Source organism: Vibrio sp. CK2-1, from assembly GCF_021726515.1.
Lineage (GTDB): Bacteria > Pseudomonadota > Gammaproteobacteria > Enterobacterales > Vibrionaceae > Vibrio.
Map to the genome: position 1 here is coordinate 679,162 of NZ_JAKKCJ010000001.1, position 13,692 is coordinate 692,853.

The 13,692-nt window shown below is 42.3% G+C and carries 12 protein-coding genes; 10 read left to right on the forward strand and 2 right to left on the reverse strand.

What is annotated here, in order from left to right; all coding sequences use genetic code 11:
• The first annotated feature begins 128 nt into the window (after window positions 1-128).
• The 4 genes from xdhA to guaD all read left to right on the forward strand — a co-directional run bounded on the left by xdhA (window position 129) and on the right by guaD (window position 6,461).
• Window positions 129-1,625: a xanthine dehydrogenase small subunit gene (gene xdhA / locus L3V25_RS02955; RefSeq protein WP_267135401.1), complete on the forward strand. Its 1,497-nt coding sequence runs from the start codon at window positions 129-131 to the stop codon at window positions 1,623-1,625.
• Entirely contained in the window at window positions 1,618-4,038 is a 2,421-nt protein-coding gene (gene xdhB, locus L3V25_RS02960) for a xanthine dehydrogenase molybdopterin binding subunit (RefSeq protein WP_237294001.1), read from the forward strand. Before xdhA ends, xdhB begins: the two co-directional genes overlap by 8 nt.
• Window positions 4,039-4,218: 180 nt before the next feature.
• On the forward strand, window positions 4,219-5,094 hold the full coding sequence (gene xdhC / locus L3V25_RS02965; RefSeq protein WP_237294002.1) for a xanthine dehydrogenase accessory protein XdhC: 876 nt from the start codon (window positions 4,219-4,221) through the stop codon (window positions 5,092-5,094).
• Window positions 5,095-5,150: 56 nt separating this feature from the next.
• Window positions 5,151-6,461, forward strand: coding sequence for a guanine deaminase (guaD, locus tag L3V25_RS02970; RefSeq protein WP_237294003.1), 1,311 nt, complete (start codon window positions 5,151-5,153; stop codon window positions 6,459-6,461).
• Between the two features lie 37 nt (window positions 6,462-6,498).
• Here the strand turns inward: guaD and L3V25_RS02975 are convergent, their stop codons facing one another.
• On the reverse strand, window positions 6,499-7,089 hold the full coding sequence (locus tag L3V25_RS02975) for an outer membrane beta-barrel protein (RefSeq protein ID WP_237294004.1): 591 nt from the start codon (window positions 7,087-7,089) through the stop codon (window positions 6,499-6,501).
• Between the two features lie 234 nt (window positions 7,090-7,323).
• On the opposite strand from L3V25_RS02975, the gene L3V25_RS02980 reads away from it, so the two are divergent.
• The 6 genes from L3V25_RS02980 to L3V25_RS03005 all read left to right on the forward strand — a co-directional run bounded on the left by L3V25_RS02980 (window position 7,324) and on the right by L3V25_RS03005 (window position 12,601).
• A complete protein-coding gene (locus tag L3V25_RS02980) occupies window positions 7,324-8,367 on the forward strand; it encodes a phospholipase A (RefSeq protein WP_237294005.1) in 1,044 nt (347 codons plus the stop codon).
• A 189-nt stretch (window positions 8,368-8,556) separates the two neighbouring features.
• Entirely contained in the window at window positions 8,557-8,967 is a 411-nt protein-coding gene (locus tag L3V25_RS02985; protein ID WP_237294006.1) for a hypothetical protein, read from the forward strand.
• Window positions 8,968-9,089: 122 nt separating this feature from the next.
• Window positions 9,090-9,572, forward strand: a complete 483-nt coding sequence (locus L3V25_RS02990; protein ID WP_193000809.1) for a DUF1456 family protein — start codon at window positions 9,090-9,092, stop codon at window positions 9,570-9,572.
• 95 nt (window positions 9,573-9,667) lie between these two features.
• Window positions 9,668-10,612, forward strand: coding sequence for a hypothetical protein (locus tag L3V25_RS02995; protein ID WP_237294007.1), 945 nt, complete (start codon window positions 9,668-9,670; stop codon window positions 10,610-10,612).
• A gap of 158 nt (window positions 10,613-10,770) precedes the next feature.
• A complete protein-coding gene (locus tag L3V25_RS03000; protein WP_237294008.1) occupies window positions 10,771-11,301 on the forward strand; it encodes a GNAT family N-acetyltransferase in 531 nt (176 codons plus the stop codon).
• A gap of 94 nt (window positions 11,302-11,395) precedes the next feature.
• Entirely contained in the window at window positions 11,396-12,601 is a 1,206-nt protein-coding gene (locus L3V25_RS03005; protein ID WP_237294009.1) for a CBS domain-containing protein, read from the forward strand.
• Between the two features lie 70 nt (window positions 12,602-12,671).
• Here L3V25_RS03005 and L3V25_RS03010 read toward each other — a convergent pair whose 3' ends face one another.
• A complete protein-coding gene (locus L3V25_RS03010) occupies window positions 12,672-13,649 on the reverse strand; it encodes a DUF4238 domain-containing protein (RefSeq protein WP_237294010.1) in 978 nt (325 codons plus the stop codon).
• Window positions 13,650-13,692 lie beyond the last annotated feature (43 nt).

Here is a 13,692-nt window from a genome sequence, read left to right on the forward strand (position 1 = left end):
GATCGCAAAAACTTGACCGTTGGGTCAGGAAATCCAATACTCAATGTACAGGAAGTGAGCTATAGGTTAAACGGTACGATAAAAAAACCGTTCACAAATAGCCGATAAGTGAGCACAGGAGAAGCACTTTGATTACGTTTTTACTCAATCAAACACTGAAGCGTGAAACCAATATTTCACCAAATATGACAGTGTTAAATTACCTACGTACCGAGCTACATAAAACCGGCACCAAAGAAGGGTGTGGTTCTGGTGATTGTGGCGCATGTACTGTGGTACTTGGCGAGCTTGTGGATGGCAAGTTGCAATATCGTAGTGTCAATTCATGTTTGACCTTTGTGTCGTCATTACACGGCAAGCAGTTAATTACGGTCGAAGATCTTAAAAACAAACAATCACTTCACCCAGTACAGCAAGCATTGGTGGACTTTCATGGTTCGCAATGTGGCTACTGTACACCGGGCTTTATTATGTCGATGTTTGCTTTGAGTAAGAACAAACCAAGTGCCGATAAAGAAGATGTGATGGAATCCTTGGCGGGCAATCTTTGTCGCTGTACTGGTTATCGTCCGATTGTCGATGCGGCTTTATCACTAAGCTCAGATCAACCTTTGCTTGATCAATTTGCCGAGCTTGAGCAACAAACCATTGCCAAACTTGAGAAAATTGAATCTAAAACCGCACCTCTAGTGTTGGGCAATTTAACCAGTTTCTCACCAACCACGACTGATGAATTAGCTGAATTATATGAGCGTCATCCAAAAGCAAAATTGGTCGCTGGTGGTACTGATCTCGCGTTAGAAGTTACGCAATTCCACCGTGAAATTGAAACACTGATTAACGTTACTGGCGTCGCGGATATGAAAACCATTCGTGAAACCGAACAAGATATCGTGATTGGTGCCAATATGCCGATCAGCGATTGTTACGCCACACTCGCGAAATATTACCCAGATTTTGGTCACTTACTGCATCGCTTTGCGTCATTGCAAGTACGTAACCAAGGCACTATTGGGGGTAATGTTGCCAATGCGTCTCCTATTGGTGACACGCCCCCTCTTCTTATTGCGCTTAATGCCCGCCTCAAATTGCGAAAAGGGCAGCAGGTTCGAGAAGTTCAAATTGATGAATACTTTATTAATTACAAAGTGACGGTTCAGCAAGAATCTGAATTCATCGAACAAATCATTATTCCTAAGCCAGATGCTCTTGAAAATAATAATGATAAGCAGTTTTTCAGCGCCTATAAATTATCAAAACGTATCGATGATGATATTTCAGCGGTCTGCGGTGCGTTTAATTTCACCATTGAAAATGATGTGGTAGTGGATGCTCGCGTGGCATTTGGTGGAATGGCAGCAACGCCAAAACGCGCCGATCTATGTGAAAAAGCCTTAATAGGTAAAACATGGGATAAAGCGACAGTCGAAGCGGCGATGGCGCAGTTGGCGCAAGATTTTGAACCACTGTCTGACTTTAGAGCCAGTAAAGAATATCGCTCTAAAACCGCGTGCAATATGCTTCTGCGTTTTTTCCTAGAGCAACAAACTAAGGTCATGTCACAGCAAAATAGTAATAACTTTAAGCAACACAGCATTGAAACGAGGGTCACGTCTTATGTCTAATCATTCTCCAAAATTAAGCTACGACGAGCTACTCGCACAATATAAGCAAGATCTGAAAACTGGCGTAGGCAAGTCCGTTAAACATGATAGTGCCGATAAGCAGGTGTCTGGCGAAGCGATTTATGTCGATGACCGTTTAGAGTTCCCGAATCAGTTGCATGTTTATTGCCGTTTAAGCACCGAAGCGCATGCCAAGATTGTCAGTATCAATACCGATCCTTGCTACGAATTTGATGGTGTTGAGATTGCCATTACCAGTAAAGATGTGCCGGGTGAGTTAGATATCGGTGCAGTCTTTCCTGGCGATCCATTATTAGCCGATGGTGTCGTGGAATATTACGGCCAACCGATCATTGCGGTCGCAGCAAAAGATATGGAAACCGCACGTAAAGCAGCTTTAGCCGCTGAGATCGAATTTGAACCACTACCGGCTATTTTGGATGTGAAAGAAGCGCTTGAGAAAAAACACTTCGTGCATGAAACCCATGTGCAACAGCGTGGTGATTATCAAGCCGCGCTCGCTTCAGCCAAACACGTATTAGAAGGTGAGCTGAATATTGGTGGTCAAGAGCATTTCTATTTAGAAACTCAAGCCAGTAGTGTCGTTCCTGCCGAAGATGGTGGGGTGATCGTTTATACCTCAACGCAAAACCCAACTGAAATTCAAAAAGTGGTGGCAGAAGTATTAGGCGTTGCGATGCACAAAGTGGTGGTAGATATGCGTCGTATGGGCGGCGGTTTTGGGGGTAAAGAAACTCAAGCCAATGCGCCAGCTTGTATTGCCGCGGTGATTGCAAGCTTGACTCAAAAGCCGACCAAGATTCGTTTATGGCGTAATGACGATATGATCATGACTGGTAAACGTCACCCATTTTACAACCAGTACCGTATTGGCTTCGATGATGATGGACGCATTCATGGTGCGGAGTTAATCAACTCAGGTGATTGTGGTTATTCGATTGATTTATCACACTCCATCGTCGACCGCGCTATGTTCCACTCAGACAATGCTTATTATCTAGGTGATGCCAAGGTCGTGGGCAATCGCTGTAAAACCAATACCGCTTCCAATACCGCTTACCGTGGTTTCGGTGGCCCGCAAGGCATGATGACCATTGAACACATCATGGATGAAATTGCCCATTATCTTGGGAAAGATCCGTTGGAAATTCGTAAAGCAAACTACTACGGCGGAGAAGGTCGTGATACCACTCACTACTATCAAAAAGTAGAAGATAACTGCTTACTAGAAATCACAGAAGAACTAGAAAAAACCAGTGAATATCAAAAACGCCGTAAAGAAATAGCGGAATTTAATGCCAATAGTCCAATCTTGAAAAAGGGCATTGCATTAACCCCTGTGAAGTTTGGTATTTCATTTACCGCGACCTTCTTAAACCAAGCCGGTGCGCTGATTCATATCTATACCGATGGCAGTATTCACCTGAACCACGGTGGTACGGAAATGGGGCAAGGTTTGAATACCAAAGTGGCGCAGATTGTCGCGCAAGAGTTCAGTGTTGATATCGACCAAATTCAAATCACGGCAACCAATACTGACAAAGTACCAAACACCTCGCCAACTGCGGCGTCATCGGGTACTGATTTGAACGGTAAAGCGGCGCAAAATGCTGCGATGACGATTAAAGAACGTTTAGTTGAGTTCGCTGCAAATCACTACAAAGTGACTCCAGAAGAAGTCATATTCAACAATGGAGTAGTGGAAGTACGCGATCAATTGATCCCGTTTGCTGAATTTGTCCAGCAGGCGTATTTCAACCAAGTATCGCTGTCGAGTACGGGCTTCTACCGTACGCCGAAGATTCATTATGATCATGAAAAAGCTCGCGGTCGTCCATTCTATTACTTTGCTTATGGCGTGTCGTGCTCAGAAGTGATTGTCGATACCTTAACCGGTGAGTACAAAATTCTACGTACTGATATTTTGCATGATGTTGGCGCATCGCTAAACCCTGCGATAGATATTGGTCAGATAGAGGGCGGCTTTATACAAGGTGTCGGTTGGCTGACAACTGAAGAATTGGTGTGGAATGAAAAAGGGCGCTTAATGACCAGTGGCCCAGCAAGCTACAAAATTCCTGCCATTGCCGATATGCCAATCGATTTTAGAACCAATATCGTGCAAAACCGCAGCAACCCAGAAGATACCGTGTTCAACTCGAAAGCCGTCGGTGAGCCACCGTTTATGCTAGGCATGTCGGTATGGAGTGCGCTCAAAGATGCCGTACATGCAGTAGCCCTTGAGAATACTCAAGAAGGTGAAAGAGTCACTGTACACCTTGATACGCCAGCCACACCAGAGCGAGTGCTATGGGCAATGGAAAAGGCGAGAGCGGGTAATACAACTACGGCGACAAGTGTGTTGACGGATACTCATCGTGTGAAAGCCTAGCTTCGAGACACGAGACACGAGACACGAGACACGAGACACGAGACACGAGACACGAGACACGAGACACGAGACATTTTTGTCAGCGATAGACTTGTTGTCAAAGTTTCTTTTCGGCTCCCGAGCGGAGCGTCCTCAGCTCTCGTAACTCGGTTTGGTAATCAATATTTGTAAGGATGCAGTATGGGTAATCATCAATCGCATAAACCAACAAGCCAAGTCTCTTGGATCCAACAACTCGCCTTGTTAGAGCAACAAGGTGAAGAGTGTATTTTGGTTTCCGTATTGGAAGACAAAGGCTCAGTGCCTCGTGACGCAGGAACTAAGATGATCGTCACTCGCAAAGAGCTTTATGCCACGATTGGTGGCGGTCACTTAGAGCACCTTGCCACAAAAATGGCGCGTGAAATGTTGATGAAAATTTGTAATGGGCAAACGGATAATAAAATCCATATTGAACGCTTTAATCTAGGCGCACGCTTAGGGCAATGTTGTGGCGGTATGGCAACCTTGAGCTTTGAACCGATTGGTTTTAATCAACATCATCTCGTGCTATTTGGGGCAGGGCATGTCGCCAAAGCGTTAGTGAATATTGTGCAAACCTTGCCGTTTAAAATCACCTGGATCGATGAGCGTGAAGCCGAGTTCCCAACGCAGCTTGCGCCGAATGTTCATAAGTTAGTCAGTGATGATCCGGTGGGTGAAATTAAGCACATGCCAGCCAATAGCTACTACCTGGTGATGACGCATAATCATCAGCTTGATTTTGATTTAGCGCGTGAAATTTTAACTCACGATAAGTTTAATTATTTCGGCATGATTGGTTCTCAAACGAAACGCAAAAAGTTTGATATGCGATTAGCTCATCGCGGCTTTGAGCAAGATATGATCGAAAAAATGCAATGTCCAATTGGGATTTCAATGGTAAAAGGAAAGCATCCTGCGGAAATTGCCGTTTCGGTGGCGGGTGAGTTAATTGCTCATTACCAAGGCGAAGCACTGGAAGCCAAGCGCCCGTTAAATCATCTTTCATTAAAGAATAATGTCTTAGCAGGTTGAGCGTTCAAAAAGGAATACGCCTAATAGGCAAAGGATTGAAGAAAAGGAATCAATGAATGTCACAAGTCAAAACAGGTTATCGCAGTTCTATTATTCAACTGATTGCCGACCCAAGTGAAGTGGGTGTCGAGCAGGCTTATCGTTATTTTGATGACGGTTTGCTAGTGGTTGAAAATGGTTTGATTACCGATGTAGGTGATTATGTTGAAACGCTGGCTAAGCAAAATGGCGAGTTAGAGATGGTCAACTATCAAGATAAAATCATCACAGCAGGATTTGTTGATACTCATATTCATTATCCTCAAACCGGTATGATTGCTTCTTATGGTGAGCAACTGCTTGATTGGCTAGAAAACTACACTTTTCCCGAAGAAGAGCGTTTTAAAGATCCTGAATATGCCGCGAAAGTGGCGAAAATATTTTTAGACGAACTAGCCACCAATGGTACTACTACCGCATTGGTTTTTGGTACGGTGCACAAACAATCGGTTGATGTGTTTTTCCAAGAAGCCAAACGTCGTAATCTGCGAATGATCGCCGGTAAAGTATTAATGGATCGCAACGCGCCAGACTACCTCACCGACACACCAGAATGCGGTTACCAAGATTCAAAAGAACTGATTGAAAAATGGCATGACAATGGCCGTTTATCTTATGCGGTAACGCCACGTTTTGCGCCAACCAGCTCGCCAGAACAGCTCGATATGGTGGGTAAGTTGCTGCAAGAATACCCTAGTGTCTACATGCACACGCATTTATCGGAAAACAAACAAGAAATCGAATGGGTGAAATCTTTATTCCCAGAGCGAGAAGGCTATTTGGATGTGTATGATCACCACGGATTATTGCACCCAAGATCGGTCTTTGCTCACGGAGTACATTTATCGGATTGTGAATGTCAGCGTTTGTCAGATACAGGTTCTGCGATTGCGTTTTGTCCAACCTCTAACTTATTTTTAGGCTCAGGTTTGTTTGATTTAAACCGCATTGAAGAGTTTGGCATTCGAGTAGGAATGGGTACGGATGTGGGGGCGGGCACGTCATTTTCACTAATGCAAACCATGAGTGAAGCCTACAAAATTATGCAGCTACAACAAAAGAAACTACACCCGGTGAAATCGCTCTATCAAGCGACTCTAGGCGGCGCAAAAGCTTTATATCTCGATGATAAAATTGGTAGTTTAGAAGTTGGGAAAGAAGCAGACTTTGTAGTGCTAGAACCTAGTGCTACCACGTTAATGAAGTTTCGCATGCAGCAGGCCAAAACCTTGGAAGAGAAGCTATTCGTGCTAATGAGCCTAGGTGATGACCGAACCGTACATGCGACGTATATTTATGGTGATTTAGCTTATAAGGCCTATACCTAAGTTACTTGGGTATAAACGTCTGTTGAATAGAAAACCTTTAAAAACGAAACACCATACCAACGTTAGACTGGAATTGGTTCATCCAGTCTGACTCAAATTTAATATAACAATTGCTTGAGCTTTGGTTTGCATAACAGGCACTTTGCGAATCGTTATCGACAATTGTGCCTAACCAACGTATTTGCCCGGTTACCGCAATGTTGTCGGTAAATTTGTACTCTAATCCGGCGTAAATACTTGCTGCAAAACCATACTTGTTATCTGCCCAATCCACATCGGTATAAGAGCCACCCAAGCCGACACCTAAATAACCTAATGCATCATTATTGATTGGCATATTTAAGCGACTTTGTATCATCAAATATTGGATTGATGAGTCATAATCCAAAGATTCCAACTCATTATCTTGATAGGAATAGAACAGTCCGATCTGGCCATTTTCAACCGGTACTTCAATGGACAAACCGTAGCTTTCGCTTCCCTTTAAGTCATATTCATTGCCATTGGAATCTTCGACTTCGCCACCTAGGGTATAGCCAACCATTGGCGTAATAATCACATCAGCATAAGCCATTGTCGAAGTCATTGTCGCGGCTGCAACAACTAATAACCAGTTTCTATTATTCATTGGGAAATCCTAATCACATTCCATTGTGTTTAATTTGCCATCAAGCTTTAATCTGCCTGAAAAGAAGAGTGAAGTAAATCCGCCGTGCTTTAGTGGCGATTAACCTCATAACTTGTCTATTAATAATAGGCAAAATAATGTTTGGTTTTTGTGATAAATAGCTGTCATTCATATAAATTATTAATTTAACTTGGTATGCTGATTTGGTTTTCAAATAGTGAACAAGGATAAGTCATGAGACTGAATTCGCTGCAAGTGTTGTTGTTCAATATGTGCTGTGTGCCATTGGTTTGGGCAGAAGATCCTGAACAATCAGGCCAAGTGCCAGAAGGTAGTGTGTCGAGCGGTTATGATTTGTGTTTATTAGATAAAATCAAACAGCAACAAGACGATCAAACGGTTCAGAGCATCCGTGATGAATGTCAATTGGACATGGTTTCCCAAACCGATTCACCGGATAACAAACAAGAAAACTTAGCGGTTAACCGTCTCGAAACCGAGCGTAAAACCGCCTTTGAACCTTTTGTTATTACCGCTCACCGTTTGAATTATCTTTTACCTGTGACTTACAGCGATAATATCAATGACAAAGCTTATGAAGGCACCGATTGGTCTGAAGGGCTTGAGCATGCAGAAGCCGAGTTTCAAATTAGCTTTAAAGTGCCTTTAAACTATTCGGATCTAATGTTTGAAGGCGATGGTTTATTCTTTGGCATGACATTGAAATCATTCTGGCAGGTTTATGCTGATGACATTTCTCGCCCATTTCGTGAAACCAACTACCGACCAGAACTTTTCTATGTGACTCCAACTGCTTGGACACCATTTGGCGGCACCACGGCTTTTGGCGTCGGTATAGAGCATGAATCAAATGGACAAAGGCAGGATTTATCTCGTAGCTGGAACCGCGTTTATACCCAATTTTACTTTGCGAAAGATAACTTCTTAATTGCACTGCAACCTTGGTGGCGTATTCCTGAAAGCGAGAAAAATGACCCTAGTGATTCAAGTGGTGATGACAATCCAGATATTGAAGACTTCATGGGGCATTTTGAATTAACCAGTGTGTATAAATGGAATGATTTAGAGTTTTCCTTCTTAGGTCGTGAGAACTTTTCGACCCATAAAGGCTATGCCGAGTTAGGTTTAACCTTTCCTATTTGGGGCAAAGTCCGTGGTTATGCGAAATATTCAGCGGGTTATGGCAGTAGCTTAATTGATTACAACCAAAACCAACAAAGGGTAGGTTTAGGGATCGCCATTACAGGGATCTTATAAGTTTATATTGCTCATTTAATATTGTTGATGAAGGCTCGCTATACATCTTATAGCGAGCCTTTTTTATTTAAGAGAGAAGTAATTGAATAAAAAGTGAACCGCTTTCTAACTGGTACGTATTGCTTATTGATTAACGAGAAACAGTCAGCCGTCGTTTCTTTACATTTTGTTAGAAACAAGGAATTGAATATGAATCAGTTTATACAAAAGATCAGTTTAGCTGCGGTATTATTTGGTGTTACCCCTTTGGCGTTGGCGGATAATCGTGTTTGGGGCGATGACCAGGATGTGTCTAGTGGCACTGTCACTGCGAAGAAAATTCATGCTGATGACAATGGTTGGCTGGTGGTACATCGAACCGATAAAAACATGAAGCCCGGTCCTGTTGTCGGCTATTCTCCTGTGAAAAGTGGTGAGAACCATGATGTCACGGCGATCTTAACTGAGCCTGTAAAGTCAGGGGATATGTTAATGCTGATGCTTCATGGTGAAGCAGGTGGCATGAAAACAGGCGTTTTTGAGTACACACTTGGTGCCAAAGAAGATGGCCCCGTTCGTGTCGATGGTAAATTAGTTATGGTGACAGTAACGGCGAAATAGGGGTCGATAGAGAATATAGATAGGTGGCTATCTGTAACTCTGCTAAAATGAATGAGTATTCTAGGGCTGCCAGATGTGCAGCCCTTATTTATTGAAATGACTATTTAACCTTAGGAACGATTTTGACTAATAACGACATTTTACGCCGTATCCGCTACGCTTTTGATTTTAAAGATGCAGAGATGATTGCCATCTACGCCGCTGCTGATCATGAAGTTTCACGTTCACAAATAAGCGCTTGGCTAAAGAAAGAAGAAGATGCGGATTTTGTAAAGTGTACCGATAAAGAGTTAGCAATTTTCCTAAATGGTTTAATTAACACTAAACGCGGTAAGCGAGAAGGTGAGCAGCCTCAACCGGAAAACCGTTTAACTAACAATATGATTTTCATGAAGTTGCGTATTGCATTGAACATGAAAGCTGAAGATATTTTAGAGACGTTGAAATTGGTCGATTTCAATTTAAGCAAGCACGAGCTAAGCGCATTTTTCCGTAAGCCGGACAACAAACATTACCGTGAGTGTAAAGACCAAATTTTACGTAACTTCTTGTTTGGTGTGCAGCGTCAATTGCGCCCAGAACATACTGCTGAGTTTGAAGACTAAGAACCAGTACTTGGATCTAAATTTAAGGGCTGATAATCTGCACTTTTCAGGTTACTTCAGCCCTTTGTCATTTCAGTCTATCAATGGTTTTTCTTATGTCTCAATATACCTACATCGATATCCCATTCAATTTCAGACATACCTGTTGGTTTTGTGGCGAGCCATCTGCCAAGGCTTTTGATTTACCTAGAAACCCGAAAAATATTCATTTCTTAGCCCATGAACCAATGAGCATTCCTGCTTGTGAGGAATGTGCGGCCGTTCGAGTTGCCAGTGACGTATCTTCGATTTGGGCGGTGCGAGATCACGTTAAGCGTTCTCTAATGGATAAGTATTCAGATCACCTTGCTATCGGACAAAATTGGACCGAACAAGAACTGCAAGAATCTGAATTCTCAGGCGCATTACTTGGTGGCTTTGGCGAAAGTGCTTGGAAGATGTATGAAATCGCCCGAGATCGCCTTTCTTATCAAGGCTGGACCGTCGCGATTGATAGCATTCCGGTAGAAGGGGAAGATGAAACCTACGGCTTCGAATTCGATGGCGTGCGTTATATGTCGCTTAATACTTGTATCGAACACCTGATCAAATCATTGCGTTTGGATAAAGAGTTATTGCCAAGCTTAGTTGGCCTACTAGGGCCAGAAAAACTCGATTACGCGCTAAGAATTGCCAAACTCAATAAAGCAATTATTGGCTATCAACGAGACAAAATTCTTGATGAAGTTCGCCAACAACTGGACGATCAACAAGAGATCGAAAGACAAGCCAGTTTCGCCGGGGACTACTCCCGAATAGAAGCCGTTCATGTGGGAGATGGTGTCGCAACAGTGGAATCCATCCAATGGGCACTTAAAAACCAGATCATGACATTACCGGTATTATGCCAGCAAGAAGACGCATTTTTTGATGCATTTGCTCACCTAGGTGGCCCGCAATGTTACTTAAATTATTACGGCTTGCAGTTATATTTCGAAGCAAGACAAAACCCGCAATGGGTGCAAGATAATGATCCCAATGCCGAGTGGTTTGTGGGATAGATAAGTGGCTGTTATTTTTTAATGCAGCCACTCATTAAAATTGTCATTTTTAATCTAATAACCACTTTCCTAATATCATCACAGTACTATGTTTCAAAACATGGCAAATTGAAGCATTGAATCCGATAACATCTGTATGGGAATAGGACTAGACCGGTATGGAAACTGAAAGACTCTATCTAAGCCCTCCTCGTTTAAAAGACCAACCCGCCATGCTTGAAGCGATCTTAGAAAGTCAGGCTGAACTGAGTCAGTTTCTTGATTGGGTGCCTTTTGCTTTAACTGAAGAACAATCGATAGAAGCGACCAAGCAAGCCATGGTTGATTTCGATAATTTTGAAAATGAATTGCGCTACTCCCTGTTAGATAAAAATTCAGGAAAGTTTGTTGGCATGATTGGACTGATTATTCGAGATAAAGGCGTCCCTTATTTTGAAATTGGTTATTGGTTGCGTAGCTCTTGTGTAGGGTTTGGATATATCACTGAAGCAGTACAAGCGTTGGAGATTCATGCATTTGAGAATTTAAAAGCACAAAGGGTTGAGATTCGAGCTGCGGCAAGTAATACAAAAAGCTGTGCGGTTGCTGAACGTGTAGGTTATCAGCTAGAAGGGACGCTATATAATGCACGCCGACTACCCTCCGGTGAACTTGATAATACCGTCATATACAGCAAAACGAGGCTGTAATAGTGAACGACTAGTCGTTTCTTGTACATTGTTGTTGATGATGTGTTGCTGGATTGTATAAGATGGTGTTTCATTCATAAATTGATACATTTAAATGCACTCTCTCGTTCATAAGCTTTCTTCTCATAGTCAAAAAGTCTTTTCTCGCTTATTGCTACAACTTGGTATTAATCATGCCAGTAGTCAGGCAATTTCAACCATTCCTCTTGCTGAGCGAATGAAAGTCGCATTAACTGCATTCATTGCTATTTTTATCGTGGTGTTGGTGAGCCAGCAAGTACAAGATCAAGATGCCATGTTGGTGTTGCTTGGTTCGATGGGCGCTTCTTCTGTTATCTTGTTTGCTCTACCGAGTAGTCCATTAGCTAAGCCTTGGCCGTTTTTGGTGGGGCATTCCATGTCGGCGGTGATTGGTTTTGTTTTAACGTTTTTCATGTCTGATTTAGCTTTGCTAGCCGCGTCAACCATCGCTTGCGTGTTGATGGTGATGTACATCTTAGAATGTATGCACCCTCCGGCAGCAGCCACCGCTTTAGTGCCTGTTCTTGCCGCGCAACATACCGATGTCGAGATCAATATTCTCTATCCCATTCTGATTAACATAGTGGTGTTTTTTATCGCGAGTCAGATACTCAATCGCTTGATTATGAAAAGGCGCTGGCTGCCAGCTAAACCAAATTATGATCCTGTACATCTGCATAATAATCAAACTCCGCTGAAGCGTTTGGGTTTGCAATCCGAAGATTTAATGCAGGCCATTAACAGTTTTGACAGTGTATTAGCGGTCAGCCAAGAAGAATTAGAATCGATTTACCAACAAGCACAGAAACTCGCTTATCAACGCCGTAGTGGTGAAATTTTAAGTCGAGATATTATGTCTGCCGATGTCATCACGGTAGGGGAAGATATGCCACTTGGCATGGCGTGGAAGATCTTACACAAGCATAAAATCAGCATGCTACCCGTGGTGAATGAGGAACGTGAATTACTTGGCGTGATCTCTAGTGTCGACTTTTTGAAAAACTTGTCCGTACCAAGCTATGCAGGGTTATTGAAACACTTGAACCGCATGCTGGTAAAACGTAAGCACCGAAAAGAAGTGAATAATAAAGTAAAAGATTTGATGGTAACGGATGTAATCGCCGTGAAAGATACCGATCATATCGTGGCACTGGTGCCTTTGCTTTCCGATATCGGCTTACACCATATTCCGGTATTGGATGCTGAGCAGAAGTTATGTGGCATCATTACTCAGTCGGATCTGATTGGCGCGCTGTATTCAGTGAATCAGAAATCGTAGGGTATTAAGAGCGGATAGTAAGCTGATACTGTTTATAAAATCCGTTGAATGTATGAGTGTTAAGTGTGAATTAGGAGTACTCTTTAATTTTCCGTAGGGCGCCGCCAACAAAGGACTTATAGTTTTTAATATCTTGTTCGTTCAATGAGAAAATGTGGTTATTTGCATTAATGGCGATTTTTTTGTTGAATTCAATGGCTACTGATTCATCTATTTCGATTAAGCCGCTTTCAAATCGGTGAGATTCAGTAATTATATATGAATACTGAGGTGAAATTGGGTAGTACACGTCCATACTCTCAGGTGGTTTAAACTCATTGTCATTAACACAAGAATGGACGTTGATTACAGGTTGATCTGAGGTAATAAAGTTAGAACTCGTACTATTTTTGAGTAAGGTGTGGTTCTCATTAAGGCGACTTGAATACAAACTTAGCCCTATATTCATGCCAAACATATAGCTGAAAAACCACCAAGCGTGCTCCATTATCTCCCCAAGTTCAGGGCTATTTCTTTTCATCCCAGTAATGCAACGGACTTTGAAGTTTTTTGTTCTAGCTATTTGGTGTCCAAGATACATAGTGAATGAAATCATATTCTGGTCATTTTTAAGAACTTCAATATTTCCTTGAGCTAATTCTTCGAGAATATGTGCAGAGCTACTCTCATGTGCTGTATGTAAGTTTTCCAGTAGGTTAGACTTAGCCGCTAGAATTGCTTGCTCAGATTCACTACTTTGGTTACTAGACCTTCTATAGGCATATTCTAACTTTTGAACTTTCAAAAAATCCTCAAGATAACTTTGGTGCTGTTCTTGTAATTTAGTTGGTGATTGAGAGGAGAACATCAGAATTGCATCTATGTGCTTTTGCTCTAGTGAAGTTAGTTGGTAAAAATCCTTTTCCACCACCAAGCCTCTGACACTAGTACGGTCAATATTGCCTCTACTAGTGACACAAAATAAATCTCTGCGATTAGCTGACCACCTCAATAGGTAATTAGCCCAAACATAGTGATGTTTTCGCTTAGCTTGTAGGTCTTTTTCCAAGAGTTTCCCTTAATTTTTTTGATACGTTATCAAACTGGCAAAT